Annotated in this window: 18 protein-coding genes; 5 read left to right on the plus strand and 13 right to left on the minus strand. The window is 70.4% G+C overall.

The features are described from left to right. Positions 1-154 precede the first annotated feature (154 nt). Complete coding sequence (locus ACU5E9_RS08755) at positions 155-2,311, plus strand: alpha-galactosidase (RefSeq protein WP_456813228.1); 2,157 nt, start codon at positions 155-157, stop codon at positions 2,309-2,311. A gap of 177 nt (positions 2,312-2,488) precedes the next feature. Here the strand turns inward: ACU5E9_RS08755 and ACU5E9_RS08760 are convergent, their stop codons facing one another. From ACU5E9_RS08760 to groES, 3 genes are all read right to left on the minus strand, one after another. Continuing rightward, complete coding sequence (locus ACU5E9_RS08760; protein ID WP_456813229.1) at positions 2,489-3,787, minus strand: ABC transporter substrate-binding protein; 1,299 nt, start codon at positions 3,785-3,787, stop codon at positions 2,489-2,491. A gap of 168 nt (positions 3,788-3,955) precedes the next feature. Further along, complete coding sequence (gene rarD / locus ACU5E9_RS08765) at positions 3,956-4,900, minus strand: EamA family transporter RarD (protein WP_456813519.1); 945 nt, start codon at positions 4,898-4,900, stop codon at positions 3,956-3,958. A 109-nt stretch (positions 4,901-5,009) separates the two neighbouring features. Next, positions 5,010-5,306, minus strand: coding sequence for a co-chaperone GroES (gene groES, locus ACU5E9_RS08770; RefSeq protein ID WP_066597535.1), 297 nt, complete (start codon positions 5,304-5,306; stop codon positions 5,010-5,012). A 144-nt stretch (positions 5,307-5,450) separates the two neighbouring features. Here groES and ACU5E9_RS08775 point away from each other — a divergent pair, with 144 nt between their 5' ends. Beyond that, on the plus strand, positions 5,451-6,668 hold the full coding sequence (locus ACU5E9_RS08775; RefSeq protein WP_456813230.1) for a THUMP-like domain-containing protein: 1,218 nt from the start codon (positions 5,451-5,453) through the stop codon (positions 6,666-6,668). On the opposite strand, the gene ACU5E9_RS08780 is transcribed toward ACU5E9_RS08775, so the two are convergent. The 10 genes from ACU5E9_RS08780 to glmS form a co-directional block, all read right to left on the minus strand. Then, complete coding sequence (locus ACU5E9_RS08780) at positions 6,659-7,162, minus strand: hypothetical protein (RefSeq protein ID WP_456813231.1); 504 nt, start codon at positions 7,160-7,162, stop codon at positions 6,659-6,661. The genes ACU5E9_RS08775 and ACU5E9_RS08780 overlap by 10 nt on opposite strands. 85 nt (positions 7,163-7,247) lie before the next feature. Beyond that, the gene (locus tag ACU5E9_RS08785) at positions 7,248-7,868 is read right to left on the minus strand and encodes a DUF4190 domain-containing protein (RefSeq protein WP_456813232.1); all 621 of its coding nucleotides are present in this window, start codon (positions 7,866-7,868) and stop codon (positions 7,248-7,250) included. Between the two features lie 86 nt (positions 7,869-7,954). Then, positions 7,955-8,356: a DUF4190 domain-containing protein gene (locus tag ACU5E9_RS08790; RefSeq protein WP_456813233.1), complete on the minus strand. Its 402-nt coding sequence runs from the start codon at positions 8,354-8,356 to the stop codon at positions 7,955-7,957. 168 nt (positions 8,357-8,524) lie between these two features. Beyond that, positions 8,525-10,189 (minus strand): tRNA (adenosine(37)-N6)-threonylcarbamoyltransferase complex transferase subunit TsaD, encoded by a 1,665-nt coding sequence (tsaD, locus tag ACU5E9_RS08795; RefSeq protein WP_456813234.1) that lies wholly within the window; start codon positions 10,187-10,189, stop codon positions 8,525-8,527. Next, positions 10,189-10,824 carry a tRNA (adenosine(37)-N6)-threonylcarbamoyltransferase complex dimerization subunit type 1 TsaB gene (gene tsaB, locus ACU5E9_RS08800; protein WP_456813235.1) on the minus strand — a complete coding sequence of 212 codons (636 nt, stop codon included), beginning with the start codon at positions 10,822-10,824 and terminating at the stop codon, positions 10,189-10,191. The genes tsaD and tsaB overlap by 1 nt, the downstream gene beginning before the upstream one ends. Before the next feature lie 150 nt (positions 10,825-10,974). After that, positions 10,975-11,760 (minus strand): sulfite exporter TauE/SafE family protein, encoded by a 786-nt coding sequence (locus tag ACU5E9_RS08805; RefSeq protein ID WP_456813236.1) that lies wholly within the window; start codon positions 11,758-11,760, stop codon positions 10,975-10,977. Continuing rightward, positions 11,757-12,320 carry a tRNA (adenosine(37)-N6)-threonylcarbamoyltransferase complex ATPase subunit type 1 TsaE gene (gene tsaE, locus ACU5E9_RS08810; protein WP_456813237.1) on the minus strand — a complete coding sequence of 188 codons (564 nt, stop codon included), beginning with the start codon at positions 12,318-12,320 and terminating at the stop codon, positions 11,757-11,759. Before tsaE ends, ACU5E9_RS08805 begins: the two co-directional genes overlap by 4 nt. Positions 12,321-12,326: 6 nt before the next feature. Further along, positions 12,327-13,547: an alanine racemase gene (gene alr / locus ACU5E9_RS08815; RefSeq protein WP_456813238.1), complete on the minus strand. Its 1,221-nt coding sequence runs from the start codon at positions 13,545-13,547 to the stop codon at positions 12,327-12,329. Continuing rightward, positions 13,544-13,900: a holo-ACP synthase gene (locus tag ACU5E9_RS08820; RefSeq protein WP_456813239.1), complete on the minus strand. Its 357-nt coding sequence runs from the start codon at positions 13,898-13,900 to the stop codon at positions 13,544-13,546. Before ACU5E9_RS08820 ends, alr begins: the two co-directional genes overlap by 4 nt. A 130-nt stretch (positions 13,901-14,030) precedes the next feature. Continuing rightward, a complete protein-coding gene (gene glmS, locus ACU5E9_RS08825; protein WP_456813240.1) occupies positions 14,031-15,881 on the minus strand; it encodes a glutamine--fructose-6-phosphate transaminase (isomerizing) in 1,851 nt (616 codons plus the stop codon). Positions 15,882-15,914: 33 nt separating this feature from the next. On the opposite strand from glmS, the gene coaA reads away from it, so the two are divergent. The 3 genes from coaA to ACU5E9_RS08840 all read left to right on the plus strand — a co-directional run bounded on the left by coaA (position 15,915) and on the right by ACU5E9_RS08840 (position 18,602). Then, positions 15,915-16,871 carry a type I pantothenate kinase gene (gene coaA, locus ACU5E9_RS08830; protein ID WP_456813241.1) on the plus strand — a complete coding sequence of 319 codons (957 nt, stop codon included), beginning with the start codon at positions 15,915-15,917 and terminating at the stop codon, positions 16,869-16,871. 161 nt (positions 16,872-17,032) lie between these two features. After that, complete coding sequence (locus tag ACU5E9_RS08835; RefSeq protein WP_456813242.1) at positions 17,033-17,584, plus strand: GNAT family N-acetyltransferase; 552 nt, start codon at positions 17,033-17,035, stop codon at positions 17,582-17,584. A 73-nt stretch (positions 17,585-17,657) separates the two neighbouring features. Continuing rightward, positions 17,658-18,602 (plus strand): SDR family oxidoreductase, encoded by a 945-nt coding sequence (locus ACU5E9_RS08840; RefSeq protein WP_456813243.1) that lies wholly within the window; start codon positions 17,658-17,660, stop codon positions 18,600-18,602. The last annotated feature ends 74 nt before the right edge of the window (positions 18,603-18,676 follow it).

Genomic DNA, 18,676 nt, shown 5'->3' on the forward strand with positions numbered 1-18,676 from the left:
ACGACCTTGTCGGTGCGGCCGGGCACCAGGGCCCGACCTAGAGACATTCCTATCTCCTTAAATTTAGTTAGTCAAGTTACTCGGGAAAATGACGTAACGGTCGTTATGCTGAACCCACCCACAGGTCAATGCCGATCCAGCGAAAGGTTCTTCCATGCTCCAGTCCCTCCTTCCCCGGTTCGTTCTGTTACGGGGGGAGGGAACATCCCTGCTGCTCGAGCAGCCCGAGACGGGCCTGCCGGTGGTGCTGCACTGGGGCGCGGACCTCGGTGAACTCACCGAGGGTGACCGCGAGCAGTTCTCCGCCGCGGTCAGCCGGCAGACCGCTCCCGGCACCCTGGATGCCGCCTGGCAGGTGTCGATCCTGCCGCAGGAGTCCGACGGCTGGCCGGGCCGCCCCGGCACCCTGCTCACCCGGGACGGCTCCCCCGTGTTCCCGCGCTGGCAGGTCACCGGCCTGGACGTGGCCGGCCCGGCCGGGACACCGGCACTGGTGGTCACGGCCGACGATCACGTCGGCGGACTCCGGTTGACCAGCCGGTTCCGCATCGAGGCCGGCGGCGTGATCAGCGTGCGGCACGAGCTCCACAACACCGGGCCGGGCCTCGTCGCCGTCGAGTGGCTCGAGGCGACCCTGCCGACGCCGAAGGCGGTGGACCGGGTCACCCAGTTCTCCGGCCGCTGGACCCGGGAGAAGGTGCCCCAGACCACCGAGCTGCCCCGCGGAACCGTCACCCGGCAGACCCGCCGGGGTCGGAGCGGCCACGACGCCACCACCATGCTGATCGCCTCGATCAACCCGCCGGCCGACCGGGACGGCGAGCTGTGGGCCGTGCACCTGGGCTGGAGCGCCGACACCACCTACCGCACGGACCGCGGGCCGGAGTTCGTGCCCCTGATCGGCGCCGGCGAGCTGGTGCGCCCCGGCGAGATCGTGCTGGCCACCGGCGCGGTCTACGAGACGCCCGTCTCCTTCTTCGCCTGGTCGGGTGCGGGCCTGGACGGCCTGTCCGCCCGCTTCCACGCCTACCTCCGGGCCCGCCCGCAGCATCCGCGCCGCACCCGCCCGCTGGTGCTCAACACCTGGGAGGCGGTCTACTTCGACCACAACCCGGCGAACCTGCTGCACCTGGCGGATGTCGCCGCCGGCGTCGGCATCGAGCGGTTCGTGCTCGACGACGGCTGGTTCATGTCCCGCCGGGACGACACCACGGGCCTGGGCGACTGGCTGGTGGATCCCGCCGTGTGGCCGGACGGCCTCGGCCCGCTCGCCGACCATGTGCACGGCCTCGGCATGGAGTTCGGGCTGTGGTTCGAACCCGAGATGGTGAACCTCGATTCCGATCTCGCGCGGGCGCACCCGGACTGGCTGCTGCACCGGCCGGACGCGATCGATTTGCCGGCCGGGCTGAGCTGGCGCACCCAGTTCGTGCTCGACATCGCCAACCCCGCCGCCTACGCCCACGTGCTCGGCCAGATGGACGCCCTGGTGACCGAGCTCGGGATCGACTTCATCAAGTGGGACCACAACCGCGACCTGGTCGAGGCCGTGCACGCCGGCCGGTACGGGGTGCACGAGCAGACCCGGGCGGCGTACCGGCTGTTCGCCGAGCTCAAGGACCGGCACCCCGGCCTGGAGATCGAGTCCTGCTCGAGCGGCGGGGCGCGCTCCGACCTGGGCATCATGGCCGTCGCCGACCGGATGTGGGCCAGCGACTCCAACGACCCGGTCGAGCGGCAGGACATCCAGCGCTGGACCCAGCTGCTGCTACCGCCCGAGCTCGTCGGCGGCCACGTCGGCCCCACGGTGGCGCACAGCTCGGGCCGGGCGACCGACCTGTCCTACCGCCTGGCGACGAGCCTGATGGGGTCGGCGGGGTTCGAGTGGAACATCGCAGAGTGCACCGAGGCGGAGCTGGCGACCATCGCCGCGTTCGCCGCGCTGTACAAGGAGGTGCGCCACATCATCCACACCGGCACCGCGGTGCACGGCGACCTGCGCGACCCTGCCCTCCGCCTCACCGGCGCTGTGCTGCCCGACCGGAGCGCGGCGGTGTACACGATTGCGAGCGTCGCGACGACGGAGGACTCCCTGCCGGAGCACATCCGGCTGCACGGCCTGGACCCCGAGGCCCGGTACACGGTGCGGGTGCGCCGGGAGATCGGCGCCACCCGGCACGGCTGGACCACCCCGGCCTGGCTGACCGCCGGCGAGGTCACCCTCCCCGGCGTCGTCCTGGGCACGGTCGGCATGCAGGTCCCCCCGCTCTGGCCCGCCCAGGCCCTGGTGCTGCACCTCACCCGCGCCTGACCCCACCCCCGACTTGCCCCCGAGCGGACGAGTTGCCCCCGCGTACCGGGGCAACTCGTCCGCTGCGGGGCAACTCGGCGCGGCGGGCACGCAGAAGGGCCCCGGCGGATGCCGGGGCCCTTCTGGTGCTGGTGGCGGCGCGTCTGCTGCGGGGCGCGCCGCCGTCAGCGGAGGTGTCTAGTTGATGCGGGTGTACTTGTTGTCTGCACCGAACTCGTAGACGCCGATGGTCGCCTCGGTCGGGTCGCCGTTCTCGTCGAACGTGACCGGGCCGGAGTAGCCGTCGTAGTCGATCTGGTCGCCCGCGGCGAGCGCCTCGGCGCCCGATGCGAAGTCGGTGACCTTGGTGCCTTCACCGGTGCCACCCGAGACCTGCTGCAGGTAGCTGGCGATGGCCTCACCCGACGTGTCGTTGGCTGCGTAGGCGGCCAGCGCGATCAGGATCACGGCGTCGTACGACTCAGCCGCGTAGCTGAAGTCGGTCAGGGTCGGGTCGATCTCGAGCAGACGGTCGGTGAAGTCACCGAGCGTGGCGGTGTCGAGGCCGGGCAGCGTGCCCTTGGAGCCCTCGACGAGGCCGGGTGCGAAGTCGGCGCTGTAGTCCGCCAGGTTTCCGTCGACGAAGTAGAGCTTGTCGCCGGGGAAGCCGCCGCCGACGAGGGCCGGGGTGATGATCTTGGCCTGGTCGAAGGAGATGATGGCGATCGCGTCGGGGTTCGCAGCGGTCACTTCGGAGATCTGCGCGGCGAAGTTCGAGTCACCCTCGTTGAAGAGCGAGGTCGCAACGACTTCTCCACCGGCTGCCTCGAAGGCGGCGGTGGTGTACTCGGCCAGGCCGGTTCCGTAGGAGTCGTTGAGCACGATCAGGCCCAGGGTGCTGTTGCCGTCTTCGGCGATCAGGTTTCCGAGGACTTCGCCCTGCAGGACGTCGGACGGCGCGGTGCGCCAGAAGAGGTTGTTGTCCTCGTAGTCCGTGAAGTCGGCCGAGGTGTTGGCCGGGGAGAACTGCACGACGCCGTCGCCGGTGATCTGGTCGATGACGGTCTTGGAGACACCGGAGGATGCCGCACCGATGATCGCCGAGACGTCCTGCGAGAGCAGGTCGGTCACGGAGACGGTTGCGGTGTCGGTCGTGGTGTCGCCGGAGTCGCGGAGGATGGCTTCGATGTCGATGCCCAGGTCGGCGGCCTTGATCTCTTCGACGGCCAGGTTGACACCGGCTTCTTCGGGCGGGCCGAGGAAGGCGAGAGCACCACTCTGGGGAAGGATCGTACCGACCTTCAGGGACAGGTCGCGATCTCCGGCCTCGATGGCGATGACGTCGCTGCTGCCAGCTGCGGGTGCCTCGGATGCGGCCGGTTCCTCGGCGGTGGTGCTGCATCCGGTGAGCAGAAGTGCGCTGACGCCGAAGATGGCGACGCCGGTGACTACGGCGCGTGCCGAGCGGGAGGCCGAGGCCTTCGCGAATACGCTCATGTTGCTCCTAGGGTAAGGGGAATCGAGAAGAAGAGCTGGCAAACGATCGTTGCCGTGGTGTAAACGTATTCACCAGAACGACATCAAACAAGGCGGTCGTGTTACAGCCGTGTAACGCGACCAAATCGTTACGAACGGGCTCCTGATCAGAATCTTTAGGTCAGACGCCTAGAACGTGTCGGTGACCGGCCGGCGCGCGGCGCGGCCCGAGGCGATCATGTCGACGGTGAGCACGATCAGCGCCAGCCAGACCAGGCCGAAGCCGAGCCAGCGTTCCGGCGGCATCGGCTCGTGCAGGATGACCACGCCGGCGATGAACTGCAGCACCGGGGCGAGGTACTGCACGAGCCCCATCGTGGTCAGCGGAAGCCGGCGGGAGGCCGCCGCGAAGAACAGCAACGGCACCGCGGTGAGCACGCCGGAGCCGATCAGTGCAATCGTGTGCAACGGCGACACGGTGCCGAAGGTGAGCCCGGAGATCAGAGCCACCACGACCAGCTGGATGATCGCGACCGGGGTGAGCCAGATCGTCTCGAGGGTGAGCCCGGTGAGCGCGTCGAGGTGGCCGCCGACCCGTTTCTTGATCAGCCCGTACAGGCCGAACGAGAACGCCAGGATCAGCGAGATCCAGGGGATGCGGCCGTAGCCGACGCTGAGCACCACCACGGCGACCAGGCTGATCAGCACGGCGGCCCACTGGGCGGTGCGCAACCGTTCGTGCAGCACGAGCACCCCGAGCAGGACGGTGATGATCGGGTTGATGAAGTACCCCAGCGCCGTCTCGACGACGTGGCCGCTGAGGGTACCCAGGATGAAGGTCTGCCAGTTGATGTAGATGAGGATGCCGGCCAGCCCCATCGTCCAGACGATGCGCGGCGTGCGGAGCGCCGCGGCCAGGGGCCGCCAGGCCCGGGTAGACACGATCAGCACCGCGCAGAAGACCAGCGAGAACAGCACCCGCCAGGCCACGATCTCGAACGCCCCGGTGGGAGCGAGGAGCAGGAAGTACAGCGGCAGGAACCCCCACATGCCGTAGGAGCAGAGCGCGAAGATCAGGCCTGTGGTCGACGCGCTCCGCGGCGTGCGCACCCGGCCCTGGCCGGCATCCGTCACTCCCGACGAATCGGCCGGGTCGGTGGAATCCTCGAGCACACTGCCTCCTCTGGACGCGAAAAATCCCGGACGGCCGAGGCCATCCGGGATTCAACGATATGGGGTGTGACTAGCGAACGACGACCGCGAGAACGTCGCGGGCCGACAGAACGAGGAGGTCCTCGCCACCGAACTTGACTTCGGTTCCACCGTACTTGGAGTAGATCACCTTGTCGCCGACGGCGACGTCGAGCGGGATCCGGTTGCCGTTGTCGTCAATGCGGCCGGGGCCGACGGCGACAACTTCGCCCTCCTGGGGCTTCTCTTTGGCGGTGTCCGGGATCACAAGTCCGGAAGCGGTGGTCTGTTCTGCATCCACCTGCTTGATGACGATGCGATCTTCGAGCGGCTTGATGGAGACCGACACGGTTGACCTCTTTCTTAGCTAAGACGTAGTTAGCAGACTCACAGCGAGAGTGCTAAGTCGAGTTTAGGGCGCAACTGGCACTCACGCAACGTGAGTGCCAATGGCGCTCGGCCGGGCGCGGGTTTGGCTTGATAGGTTTGCGGGATGGATCGCGCCGAGCTCGTTGAGCTTCTCTCTCCCGAAGGCCTGCGCCTGCTGGACTCTTTGCCCGCCTACGAGGCCGGGGCCGATGTGGTGCGCACGGTGAGTGACCTGCGCCGCGCCGGCCACTCCCCCGCCCTGGTGAACGCGGTGCTGTACCAGTCCCGGTTGCGGGCCAAGGCGGCGGCCAAATTCGGGGATTTCGCCAGCCGGATGCTGTTCACCGAGGCCGGCCTGGAGCAGGCCACCCGGCTGCGGGTGGCCGCGCTGCACGCCGGCCGGTTCGTGGAGGCCGGGCTGACCCGGGTCGCCGACGTGGGCTGCGGCATCGGCGGCGACGCCATGGCGATGGCGGCGATGGAGCTGACCGTGACCGCGATCGACGTGGACGAGGTCACCGCCACCGTCGCCAGCTTCAACCTCGCCCCGTTCCCCAGCTCCTCGGTGGTCTGCGCCGACGCGGCCAGCATCGACCCGACCGAGTTCGACGCGCTCTGGTTCGACCCCGCCCGCCGCACCGCCGGGCACGGCAACACCAGCCGGCTGACCCGGGCGGAGGACTACTCCCCCAACCTGAACGACGTCTTCGCCCTGGCCGGGCGGATGCCCGTCGGCGTCAAGCTCGGCCCCGGCCACGACCGCGACCAGATTCCGGACACCGCGGAGGCCCAGTGGGTGTCGGTGGACGGCAAGCTGGTGGAGATGGGCCTGTGGTTCGGCGCGCTCGCGCGCCCCGGTATCCGGCGGGCGGCATTGTTGCTGGGCCGGGAGGGCGAGGTCGCCGAGCTGACCGCCGCCGGCGACAGCGAGGATGTCGGTGTCGGCGAGTTGGGCGAGTACCTCTACGAACCCGACGGGGCCATCATCCGCGCCCGCCTGATCGGTGACCTGGCCCGGTCGATGGATGCGCTCATGCTCAGCGAGGGCCTGGCCTACCTGACCAGCGCCACGCTCACCCGCACGCCGTTCGCCACGGCGTTCCGGGTGCTGGAGGTGCTGCCCACCGACGAGAAGAAGCTGCGGCTGGCCCTGGCCGAACGCAAGATCGGCACACTGGAGATCAAGAAGCGCGGCGTGGATGTGGATCCGGCCACCCTGCGCACCCGGTTGAAGCTCAAGGGACCGGAAACCGGCACCCTGGTGCTGACCCGGGCCGCCGGGCACAAGGTGGCCCTGCTGGTGGAGCGGGTCGGACGACCGCCGGGCGCGCCTCAGCGGTAGTAGGCGGGCAGCATCTGGGTGATGACGACGAACCACAGCGCCGCCATCATCAGCCCGACGATCCCGCTGAACAGGCCGAACAACCACAGGCCGCCGGCGCGTCTCTCCACCGCTCTGGCGACGAGCGCGAGCACCACGGCGGCCAGGCTCAGCGGGGCGCCCCAGATCACGAAGATGCCGGCCAGCACGCCGAGCGCCCCGCAGACCACGGCCGCGATGCTCAGGCCGCGGCGGGCCGGATGGGTCTGGATCTCTGCGGTGGTGTAGACGTACGGCACCCACTCGGTCGGGGCGGTGACCGTGGATTCGTAGGCCAGTTCTCCGGCCACCGGCGGTCGGGTGAGCGCGACGGGCAGCCGCGGCGCGGCGGCGGCGGCGGGCCCGGCGAGCGCGGCAGCGCGAGCCCGCGCCTCGGCACGGGTGCGGGCGGGAGCCTCCTCGCGGGGCTCCGCCCTGCGCTGGTCCGCCTGGGTGTCCGACGCTCCGGTGGTCATGCGCGGCTCCGGTCCACGGGCGCAGAGCGGAGCCGAACGCAACGCGCGGGATACTGACGGAACATGCTGTGCTCTTTCGGATGGATCAGTAGTCGAAGTTGTAGTTGTAGTTGTCCATCGGCGTGGAGGCGAACAACAGGGACCACAGCAGGATACTCAACAGCGCCACCCCTATGCCGACAAAGCCGGTGATAATGCCGGTGAGCCAGAAGCCGCGACCGTTCGGTTCCCGGGGGCGGGCGATGAATCCGAGCACCACACCGGCCAGCGGCAGGATCAGCGCGAGGATGCCGCCGACGAACGGCAGGAATCCGATGGGGGTGCTGATCAGCCCGACCACGCCGGCGACCATGGAGATGATGCTGAGCACCGGCTGCTTGCTGGCGGGGTACGGGCCCGGCGGGCGGCCCTGCCCTGGCTGCGGGGCGCCGTACGCCGGGGGCGGCGGCCCGTAGCCGGCCGCCGGCCCGGAGGAGGGCGGGGCGCCGTAGGCCGGCGGCGGACCGTATCCGCCGCCTTGGCCGGGCGGCGGGCCGGCGGGTCCGGGCTGGCCGGACGGCGGCGGCGGTCCGGGCGGATCCGCGGCCGCATTCGACTGCGGGAAGTCGGGCACCTGCGGCACGTCAGGAACCTGGGGTACGTCGGGAACCTGCGGTACCTCGGGCACGTGCGGAACGGGACCGTCTGGTGTATTCGGATCGGACATGATCGGTGACTCCCTTTCTTGTCGATGCGTGGACCTCGCCGGCGGCCGCGGCCCGCCCCGTCGCCCAGGGCGGGCCCGGCGGTGGCCTAGTAGGTCGTCGCCGGGTCGTAGCCGCTGTTGATCGCCGCGATCCAGGCGAGGATGAGGACGACGAAGATGATGATCCCGGCAATGATGCCGAGGTAGCCCAGGACCAGCCCGGCGATGGCCAGGCCACGGCCGCGTTCACCGGTCTTCTTGATCTGGCTGAGCGCGATGTGGCCGCAGATGATCGCCGCGAGGGACACGAAGAAGGCGCTGACCAGGGAGATGATGGCGAGCACGTTGTACTTGTCCGCCCCGGCCGGGCCGGTGTAGCTCTGCGCGGAGTACGCGGGCGGGGTCTCGCCGGTGGCACCGTACGCGGGTGCGGACGGCGGGGCGTAGGCCGGCGGCGGAGCCGGCTGGTTGGCGGGCGGGGTAACCGGGGGAAGGTTCGGGTCGGTCATGTCGGAGACTCCTTCGAGTGGATGCAGCGTCAGGGACAGTTCTCGACGTTGGGTTCCGCGGTGCCATAGTGGCACCCACGTCGCGGGGGTGTCAACGTTTAGGCACGGCGGAGACCCCCGCGCCCAGAGTATCGCCTCAGGCAGGGAAACGCTCGGTGAGACGGGTTTTCAGGCCTGGATCTCGGACACCGGCAGGGTGGAATCCGCACCGAAGTCGAGGGTGGACGGGGCGTGGCCGGCCATGATCAGCTGGGCGCCGAGGGCTGCGATCATCGCGCCGTTGTCGGTGCACAGGGACAGCGGCGGGATCCGCAGCGCGATGCCGGCCGCATCCGTGCGTTCCTGGGCCACCTGGCGCAGCCGCTGGTTGGCGATCACACCGCCGCCGAGCAGCAGCCGGGGCACCCCGAGGTCGGTGCACGCGGCGACGGCCTTGGTGAGCAGCACGTCGACGACGGCCTCGCGGAAGCTGGCCGCGACGTCGTCGATCGGCACGGTCTCGCCGGCGTCGCGCTTCTGCTCCACCCAGCGGGCGACGGAAGTCTTCAGGCCGGAGAAGGAGAAGTCGTAGCGATGCTTGGCGACGTCCTTCTGGTGGCTCAGGCCGCGGGGGAAGCGGATGGCGGTGGGGCTGCCGGTCACGGCGACCCGGTCGATCTGGGGGCCGCCGGGGTAGGGCAGGCCGAGCAACCTAGCCACCTTGTCGAAGGCCTCGCCGGCGGCGTCGTCGATGGTTTCGCCGAGCAGTTCGACGTCGGAAACGAGGTCGCGCACGAGCAGCAGCGAGGTGTGGCCGCCAGAGACCAGCAGCGCGATGGTGGGGTACTCCAGCGGCGCATCCGTCGTGACGCCCTCACCGCGGAGCAGGTCGGCGCCGACGTGGCCGACGAGGTGGTTGACGGCGTAGATCGGCACGTCCAGCGCGATGGCGAGCGACTTGGCGGCGCCGACGCCCACCATCAGCGCGCCGGCCAGTCCGGGGCCGCTGGTGACGGCGATGGCGTCGATCTCGTCGAGGCGAATGCCGGCCTCGGCGACGGCGGCGTGGATCGCGGGCACCATCTCTTCGAGGTGGGCGCGGGCGGCCACCTCCGGCACGACGCCGCCGTAGCGGGCGTGCTCGTCCATGGAGGAGGCGATGGTGTTGGAGAGCAGGGTGGTGCCGCGCACGATGCCGATGCCGGTTTCGTCGCAGGACGTCTCGATGCCGAGCACGAGCGGGTTGGTGCGGTTGAGCGGGCGGGCCTGGGCTGCGGCGGATGCGGCAGGGGCCGGCGCGGCAGCTGCGGGCTGGGCGGCTGCGGGCTCGGCGGCGGCCGGCGCGGCGGCCACGATAGCTGCGGTGGTGGCGGCGAACGCCATCTCGGCGGGGGGAATGGCCAGGCGCATCACGATCGCATCCACGTTGTCTGGTTGGTAGTAGCCGCGGCGCACGCCGAGGTCTTCGAAGCCGAGCGAGCGGTAGAGGTGCTGGGCGCCGGGGTTGTCGGCGCGCACCTCGAGGAAGGTCTCCCGGGCGCCGCGCTTGCGGGCCTCGTTGATCAGGGTGAGCATCAGCACCCGGCCGAGGCCCTGGCCGCGGGCCTCCGCGGCGACGGCGATGGTCTGGATGTCGCTCTCCGGCGAACGGGGCGCCGCCTGCAGGCCGGCATAGGCGACGATGTGGCCGGGGGTATCCGGGGGGAACGCGACCAGGTAGTAGCAGCCGGGGTCGTCGACGTCGCGGGCCATCATCTCGGTGGACCAGGCGTCGTTTTCGAAGATGGAGGTCTCCAGCAGCATGATCGCGTCGACGTCGGCGGCGGTGGCGCGGCGCAGCTGCCAGGCGGTCATCAGCTCACCCGCTTGGGGCCGTTTTTGGACACCGTCACGTCGGGCGACCGCAGGTACAGCGCCTCGTCGGCGGCGGCCGGGCGGCCGGCGGCGTAGCCGAGCTCGGCGACCATGCCGAGGTCCCCGGCGGAGATGGTGGCGGCGTCGAGGCGGGGCAGGCCGGCGTGCACGAAGTCGGCCTCGAGCAGCTCGGCCGGCTTGGCCAGCGCGGGCTGGCCGATCCGCACCGGCAGGCCCTGGGCATCCGCCCCGCTGTACGCCGACCAGTACACCTCGCGGCGGCGGGCGTCGGTGACCACGAGCAGTGGCCCGGTGTGCCCGGTGCGGTAGTGGCCGTAGGCGATGGCGTCGTGGCTGACCACGGGGACCAGGGGACGGTTGATGCCGAGCGCGAAGACCCGGGCGGCGGCGATGCCGACGCGGAGCCCCGTGAACGGGCCGGGGCCCATCCCGCCGACGACGCCGGACAGTGCCAAGACCGGAACGTCGGCCTCGGTGAGGCACTCCTGGATCAGGCGGCCGACCACTTCGGCGTGCCGCATGGTGTCGGCGACGCCGCGTTCGGCGAGCACGCCCCGGGTCAGGTCGACGACGGCGACGCTGGTGCCGGCGGAGGTATCGATGGCGAGGAGCACCCATCCAGCCTATGCGCCGCCGCGCCCTCCCCTCACCGCCTGCACCCTCCCCCGCTCTCCCGGTCCCTCAACTGTTCCCGCTGCGGACAATTGGTCCCGGCACACCGGGACCATTTGTCCGCACGGGGAACAGTTGGCGTGCGCCAGGGGTCAGGGTCGGCGGGCGCGCAGGGCCTTCACGGTGAGCTGGGCGGCGGCGATCACCAGGAGCACGGCGAAGAGGATGCTGGACAGCCGCGGCGGGATCAGCACCGCCAGTGCGACCCCGGGCACCGCCGCGATCGTGGCGGCGACCCCCACGACGAGGCCGGCGCGCAGGTTGACGGCTCCGGCGCGCAGGTTGGCGATGGTGCCGACGATGCTGGTGGGCACCAGCACGAGCAGGGAGGTGCCCTTGGCGATGAGGTCGCTGATCCCGAACACGGCCACCAGGGCGGGCACCGCGATCACTCCCCCGCCGATGCCGAACAGCCCGGACGCGATGCCCATCACCAAGCCGAGGGCCAGGTAGCCGAGCACCACAATCCAGTCCAGCTCGAGGCCGGCGCCACGCTCCGGCTCCACCATCAACATCCGCGCGGCGACGACGAGCAACAGCAGGATGAACAGCCAGCGCAGCCACACCAGCGGGATGCGTTGCAGCAGCTTGCTGCCGATCACCGAGCCGGCCACGGCGCCGGCGGCGATGATCGCGCCGGCGACGAGGTCGATGTGGCCGTTGGCGAGGTAGGTCAGCGAACCCACGATGGAGGTGGGCACGATCGCCGCAAGCGAGGTGGTGGCGGCCTGGCGCTGGTCCATCCGCACCAGGCTGATCAGAAGCGGCACCATCACGATGCCGCCGCCCACGCCGAAGATGCCGGAGAGCAGCCCGCCGATCAGCCCGGTGATCGTGAGCGCGCTCCAGTACCAGACGGCCCGGCGGTCGCCGCTCATGCGGGCGCGGGCAGGTCGGGGCCGGCCGCGGTGAGGCCGGCCTGCCAGCGGGGGCCGTGCCCGGTGACCGTGACGGTGCGCGGTTCGGGCAGGTCGAAGACGGCGGCACCGTCACTGTCGGTGCCAGTGCCGTCCGTGTCGTCGATGTCGCCGGCGGCATCCGGAGCGGCCTCCGACGCGCCGAGGGGGCGCTCGATCTCCACGTCGAGCCACGACTCCGTGATGCCCTCGAGGAGGCCGCGGCCCCACTCCACCACAACGATCGAGCGGGCGAAGTCGATGTCGAGGTCGTCGAGTTCCATGGCGCTGGCGAGCCGGTAGGCATCCACGTGCACCAGCGGCGGCCCGCCGACGGTGCTCGGATGCGTGCGGGCGAGCACGAAGGTGGGGCTGGTGACAGGGCCGCGCACCTGCAGCCCCTCGCCCAGGCCGCGCGTGAAGGTGGTCTTGCCGGCGCCGAGCGGGCCGGTGAGCACCATCAGGTCGCCGGCGCGGAGCAGCTGGGCCAGCTCCTGGCCGAGGGCGTGCATGGCGTCGGGGTCGTCGATGATTCGGCGCATCGGCGGCTACGGCCCCGTGGTCTCGGCCACGTTCGCGGCTGCATCCGGGTCGGCGGCCGCGTTGGCAGCGGCGGAGGCGTCTGCGTCTGCGTCTGCATCTGCGTCAGCGGCGTCGGCCGGTAGGTAGCGCCGGGGCACCCGGGCGCCCACGCGGGTGACGATGTCGTAGTTGATGGTGCCGGCCGCGGCGCCCCACTCGGCGGCGGTGGGGGCTCCCGTGGCGGCGTCACCGAACAACACCACCTCGTCGCCAACGGCGACCGGTCCGGCGCCCACGTCCACCAGGAATTGGTCCATGGCGATGCGGCCCACCACCGGGTACTGCACCCCGTTGATGGCCACGCGGGCGGCATTCATGGCCTGCCGGGGCACGCCGTCGGCGTAGCCGAGCGGCACCAGGGCCAGGGTGGTGTCGGCGCTCGCGCGCCAGAGGTAGTCGTAGGAGACGCCGGCGCCGGCGGACACCGTGCGCACGGCGGCGACCCGGCCGCGCAGGGTCATCGCCGCGGTGAGCCCGAGCACGGCCGAGTCGGCGTCGCTGAACGGGGACTGCCCGTAGATGCCGATGCCGAGCCGCACCATCGAGTAGCGGGCGGCGGGCAGGCGCAACGCGGCCGCGGTGGAGGCGAGGTGGGCGAGGTCGACGGTGAGCCCGGCCGCCGCCGCCGCGGCCAGGCCGCGCTCGAAGCTGCTGATCGCGGCGAGGTCGTCTTCCGGCGAGGTGTTGGCCAGGTGGCTGAACACGCCGCGCACCCGCAGCCGGCCCACCCGTTCGAACGCGGCGGCGAGCGTCAGCACATCCGCCCAGTCGGCCTCGTCGACACCGTTGCGGTTCAGGCCGGTCTCGAGCTTGATCTGCACGTGCGCGGTGCGGCCGAGGGTGCTCGCGGCGGCCGCTGCCTGGCGCACCTGCAGCGCCGACGACAGGCCGAGGTCGATGTCGGCGGCGATGGCGGCGGCGAAGTCGGGGTCCGGGCCGTGCAGCCAGGCCAGCAGGGGAACCGTGATGCCGGCGGCGCGCAATTCGAGGGCTTCACCGATGTCGGCAACGCCGAGCCAGTCGGCGCCACCGGCGAGGGCGGCACGGGCCACCTGGACGGCACCGTGGCCGTAGCCGTTGGCCTTGACCACGGCCATGGTGTGCCGGGTGCCGATCAGCCGGCGCAGGTGCTCCACGTTGGCCCGCACCGCGCCGAGGTCGATGACGGCCTCACGGAAGTCGCTCATGCGTCTCCCTCCAGCACGACGAACGCGCAGGCCACCCCGGCGTCGTGGGTGAGGCTGAGGTGGGCGCTGGTGATGCCGCGGGCGTCGAACGCCGCCTGCACCACCCCGCTCAGCGCGAACGACGGGTTGCCGTGCGAGTCCGACACCACTTCCATCTCCTGCCAGCTGGCACCCACGCTGTCGCCGAGGGCCTTGATCAGGGCCTCCTTGGCGGCGAACCGGGCGGCCAGCGAGTGCGGCGGGAGCGCCCGCTCGCCCGGCGCGAACAGGCGGGTCACCAGCCCGGGCGTGCGGGCCACCTGCCGGTCGAAGCGTGCCAGGTCGACGATGTCGACGCCGATGCCCTTGATCATGCTGTGCTCAATCCCCGGGCTTCACGCCCGGCGGGCTTCCCAGGCCCCGCGCCGCATCGCGAGGCGATGAAGCGGCGAGGCCCGGGCATCCGATTCTCTTCGTCTGGTCTGTTTGCCGGCTCGGTCGGGCCTATTCGACCGTGACGGACTTGGCCAGGTTGCGCGGCTGGTCCACGTCCAGGCCCTTGGCGGTGGCCAGGCCGATGGCGAACATCTGCAGCGGCACCACGGCGAGCAGCGGCTCGAACAGGGGCGCGGCGAGTGGGATGTGGAACACGGAATCGGCGAACGGCAGCACCGCGGCGTCGCCCTGCTCGGCGATCGCGATGATGCGGGCACCGCGGGCGCGGATCTCCTGGATGTTGGAGACCACCTTGGGGTGCAGGTGCGCGGAGCCGCGCGGGCTGGGCACGACGACGAAGACCGGCTGGCCGGGTTCGATCAGCGCGATCGGGCCGTGCTTGAGCTCGCCGGCGGCGAAGCCCTCGGCGTGGATGTAGGCGAGTTCCTTGAGCTTGAGCGCACCCTCGAGCGCGATCGGGAAGCCCACGTGGCGGCCGAGGAACAGCACCGCGCGGGTGTCGGTCATCCAGGTGGCCAGCTGCTGCACGGCCTCGCCCTGCAGCAGGGTGGTGGCGATCTTCTCCGGGATGGCCTGCAGCTCGGCGACCTGCTCGGCCAGCTCGGCGGTGGTGAGGGTGTTGCGCACCCGGGCCAGGTGCAGGGCGAAGAGGTAGAGCGCGGCGATCTGGGCGGTGAAACCCTTCGTCGACGCGACGGCCACCTCGGGCCCGGCGTGCGTGTAGATCACGGCGTCGGATTCGCGCGGGATGGTGGCGCCCTGGGTGTTGCAGATCGAGATCGCCTTCGCGCCGGCCTCGCGGGCGTACTTCACGGCCATCAGCGTGTCCATGGTCTCGCCGGACTGGCTGATCGAGATCACCAGGGTGTGGTCGGTGAGCACCGGGTCGCGGTAGCGGAACTCGTGGCTGAGTTCGACATCCACCGGCACCTGCGCCCACTTCTCGATGGCGTACTTGGCGGTCTGGCCGGCGTACGCGGCGGTGCCGCAGGCCACGATCACGATGCGCTGGATGCTGGCGAGCACATCGTCGCCGAACGCCTCGAGCTCGGGCACAACGGCCTGGCCGTCGCGGATGCGTCCGCGCAGGGTGTTCGTGACGGCATCCGGCTGTTCGGAGATCTCCTTGGCCATGAAGCTGGACCAGCCGCCCTTTTCGCTGGCGGAGGCATCCCAGGCGATGTCGAACTCTTCGACCTCGACGGGGGTGCCGAAGAAGTCGGTGACGGTGACGAGGTCGGGGGTGATGGTCACGATCTGGTCCTGGCCGATCGCGACGGCACGGCGGGTGTACTCCACGAACGCGGCAACGTCGGAGCCGAGGAAGTTCTCGCCGTCGCCGAGGCCGATCACCAGCGGCGAGTTGCGGCGGGCGCCGACGACGACGCCGGGCTGGTCCTGGTGCACGGCGAGCAGCGTGAAGGCGCCGTCCAGGCGCGCGACGACGGTGCGGAACGCTTCGCCCAGGTCGCCGACGCGCTGGTATTCGCGGCCGAGCAGCACGGCGGCCACCTCGGTGTCGGTCTCGGAGAGGAAGGTGTAGCCCTCGGCGAGGAGCTCCTCCTTCAGCGGCGAGAAGTTCTCGATGATGCCGTTGTGGATGAGGGCGAGCTTGCCGTTGTCACCCAGGTGCGGGTGCGCGTTGCCGTCGGTGGGGCCGCCGTGGGTGGCCCAGCGGGTGTGGCCGATGCCGGTGACCCCGTTGGGGATCGGGTTCGCCTCGAGCTCGGCGGCGAGCACGGCAAGCTTCCCGGCGCGCTTGGCCGTGTTGAGCTTGCCCTCGGCGTCGATCACCGCGATTCCGGCGGAGTCATACCCCCGGTATTCCAGGCGACGCAGTCCTCCCATGAGGACTTCGACGCTTTTGTTGTCTCCGACATATCCCACGATTCCGCACATGGCCCTGATTTTAGTCGCACTATGCTTGGCAAGATGTCCGAGCCGGTGGTGAGCCCCAGTAATAACGGTCACAGCACCCCCTTTGTGGAGCTCGACCGTGCTGTGTGGGCCGCTCTCGCACCCTCCACCCGGCTGCCGTTGAAGGAAACCGAAGTTGTGCAACTTCGCGGTTTGGGCGAGCCGCTGGACATCAACGAGGTCTCGGATGTCTACCTGCCGCTGAGCCGCCTGCTCAACCTGTACGCCGCCGGCGCCCGGCAGTTGCACCGCGACACCAGCGCGTTCCTGGGCCAGCGCGCCCAGCACACCCCGTTCGTCATCGGCGTGGCCGGCTCGGTTGCGGTGGGCAAGTCCACCATCGCCCGGTTGCTGCGCGAACTGCTCGCCCGGTGGGAGGACACCCCGCGGGTGGAGCTGGTCACCACCGACGGGTTCCTCTTCCCCAACGCCGAACTCGCCCGCCGCGGCCTGATGGAGCGCAAGGGATTCCCGGAGTCCTATGACCGGCGCGCGTTGCTGCGTTTCGTCAGCGCCATCAAGAGCGGCGCCGCCGAGGTGCGCGCCCCGTTCTACTCGCACCTGAACTACGACATCGTGCCCGATGCCGAGGTCATCGTGCGCCAGCCCGACATCCTCATCGTCGAGGGCCTGAATGTGCTCCAGCCGCCACTGCCGGGCCACGGCCTCGCGGTGAGCGACCTGTTCGACTTCACCATCTACGTGGATGCCCGCACCTCCGACATCTCGCGCTGGTACGAGGAGCGCTTCCTGCGGTTGCAGCAGGGCGCGTTCACGAACCCGAAGTCCTACTTCCACCGGTTCGCCTCGCTCAGCGAGGACGAGGCCCGGGCGCGGGCCCGCACCATCTGGGGCACCATCAACGAGCCCAACCTGCTGCAGAACGTGCGTCCCACCCGGTCCCGCGCCACCCTGGTGCTGCGCAAGGACTCCGACCACACCGTCGACAAGGTCCTCCTCCGCAAGGTCTGACCCGCCCGGCCCGCCCGATCCGCCCGTCTACCCCGTAACTGTTCCCCGTGCGGACAAATGGTCCCGGCACACCGGGTGCAATTGTCCGCATCGGTAACAGTTGCGTGGGCGATGCGGCGGATGCGTGGGCCGGCGGCGGCGGGCGCGGTTACGGTAGGGCGATGGACTTCGACGTGCGCACCGACCGGCTCCTGCTGCGGCGCTGGCACGAGGCCGACCGGGAGCCATTCGCGCAGTTGAATGCGGATGCCGAGGTGATGCGCTTCTTCCCCGCCCGCCTCAGCCGGGCCGAGAGCGACGCCCTCGCCGTCCGCGCCGACGCACTGTTCGACCTGCACGGCTACGGCCTGTGGGCGCTCGAGCGTCGGGACACCGGCGAGTTCATCGGCTTCACCGGGCTCGCCCCGATGCCCGAAGGCGTCCCCGGGTCCGGCGGGGTCGAGGTGGGCTGGCGCCTGGCCCGGTCGGCGTGGGGCCAGGGCTACGCCACCGAGGCCGCCACCGCGGCACTCCGGTTCGGCTTGGATACCCTCGGGCTGACCGAGGTGAATTCGATCACGGCCGTGGTCAATCTCCGCTCCCGACGGGTGATGGAACGGCTCGGCATGCATCCGGCGGACGAGTTCGACCACCCCCGCCTGCCGCCGGACTCACCGCTCCGCCGCCACATGCGCTACCTCCTCCAGTCGGTGGCGACCGACCGTCCGACCTAGCCGCGAACCGGCCCGCCCGTGCACTCAGGCAACGCTCAGATTCACGCTTTTATGCTGATGACCGTCAGGGCGGATGCAACAGTGTCCGCTGCCCCGTTTACGCGCGACGAAAGGCAACACCTTGTCCTCCGACCAGTACACCTTCGAAGACCCCGCCAAGAAGTACGCCGACATCGATACGACCGCGCAGTCCCAGAAAGGCCCCGGGCTCGACGCGAAACTGAACGACACCGCCGACCGTGGCGAAACGTCCTACCGCGGCTCCGGCCGCTTGACCGCCCGCAAAGCCCTGGTCACCGGAGGCGACTCCGGCATCGGCGCCGCTGTGGCCATCGCGTTCGCCCGTGAGGGAGCTGACGTCGCGATCTCCTACCTTCCCGAGGAGGAAGAGGACGCGCGGAAGGTCGTCGCGCTGATCGAAGAAGCCGGTCGCACCGCGGTGGCCCTGCCCGGCGACCTCACCGACTCCGCGTACTGCCGGAAGGTCATCGCCGACGCCGTCGACGGGCTCGGCGGGCTCGACATCCTGGTGAACAACGCCGGCAAGCAGCAGCATGTGGAAGACCTCCTCGACCTCACCGACGAGCAGTTCGACGAGACCTTCAAGACCAACGTGTACGCCATGTTCTGGCTCACTAAGGCCGCGTTGCCGCACCTGGCGCCCGGGTCGAGCATCATCAACACCACGTCCATCCAGGCCTACTCCCCGTCGGAGAACCTGGTCGACTACGCCTCCACCAAGGCCACCATCAACGCGTTCACCAAGGCGCTCGGCCAGCAGCTGGCGCCCAAGGGCATCCGGGTGAACGCTGTCGCACCCGGCCCGATCTGGACGCCGTTGCAGACCGCCGGCGGCCAGCCCACCGAGGAACTGCCGGAGTTCGGTGAGCAGACTCCGCTGGGCCGTCCCGGCCAGCCGGCCGAACTGGCCCCGGCCTACGTGTTCCTGGCGTCGGGCGAGTCCAGTTACGTCATCGGCGAGACCCTGAACGTGAACGGCGGCATGCCCACCCCGTAATCCTCGGCCCAACTGTTCCCAATGCGGACAATTGCACCCGGTACGCCGGGTGCAATTGTCCGCACGGGGAACAG

The sequence above is a fragment of the Cryobacterium sp. AP23 genome (assembly GCF_054075385.1).

Excerpts from the sequence above, each read along its gene's own strand:
- ACU5E9_RS08755 (WP_456813228.1), top strand. The coding sequence starts at position 155 with ATGCTCCAGTCCCTCCTTCCCCGGTTCGTTCTGTTACGGGGGGAGGGA.
- ACU5E9_RS08760 (WP_456813229.1), bottom strand. The coding sequence starts at position 3,787 with ATGAGCGTATTCGCGAAGGCCTCGGCCTCCCGCTCGGCACGCGCCGTA.
- ACU5E9_RS08775 (WP_456813230.1), top strand. The coding sequence starts at position 5,451 with ATGGATCGCGCCGAGCTCGTTGAGCTTCTCTCTCCCGAAGGCCTGCGC.
- ACU5E9_RS08780 (WP_456813231.1), bottom strand. The coding sequence starts at position 7,162 with ATGACCACCGGAGCGTCGGACACCCAGGCGGACCAGCGCAGGGCGGAG.
- ACU5E9_RS08785 (WP_456813232.1), bottom strand. The coding sequence starts at position 7,868 with ATGTCCGATCCGAATACACCAGACGGTCCCGTTCCGCACGTGCCCGAG.
- ACU5E9_RS08790 (WP_456813233.1), bottom strand. The coding sequence starts at position 8,356 with ATGACCGACCCGAACCTTCCCCCGGTTACCCCGCCCGCCAACCAGCCG.
- tsaD (WP_456813234.1), bottom strand. The coding sequence starts at position 10,189 with ATGACCGCCTGGCAGCTGCGCCGCGCCACCGCCGCCGACGTCGACGCG.
- ACU5E9_RS08805 (WP_456813236.1), bottom strand. The coding sequence starts at position 11,760 with ATGAGCGGCGACCGCCGGGCCGTCTGGTACTGGAGCGCGCTCACGATC.
- tsaE (WP_456813237.1), bottom strand. The coding sequence starts at position 12,320 with ATGCGCCGAATCATCGACGACCCCGACGCCATGCACGCCCTCGGCCAG.
- alr (WP_456813238.1), bottom strand. The coding sequence starts at position 13,547 with ATGAGCGACTTCCGTGAGGCCGTCATCGACCTCGGCGCGGTGCGGGCC.
- ACU5E9_RS08820 (WP_456813239.1), bottom strand. The coding sequence starts at position 13,900 with ATGATCAAGGGCATCGGCGTCGACATCGTCGACCTGGCACGCTTCGAC.
- glmS (WP_456813240.1), bottom strand. The coding sequence starts at position 15,881 with ATGTGCGGAATCGTGGGATATGTCGGAGACAACAAAAGCGTCGAAGTC.
- coaA (WP_456813241.1), top strand. The coding sequence starts at position 15,915 with ATGTCCGAGCCGGTGGTGAGCCCCAGTAATAACGGTCACAGCACCCCC.
- ACU5E9_RS08835 (WP_456813242.1), top strand. The coding sequence starts at position 17,033 with ATGGACTTCGACGTGCGCACCGACCGGCTCCTGCTGCGGCGCTGGCAC.
- ACU5E9_RS08840 (WP_456813243.1), top strand. The coding sequence starts at position 17,658 with ATGCAACAGTGTCCGCTGCCCCGTTTACGCGCGACGAAAGGCAACACC.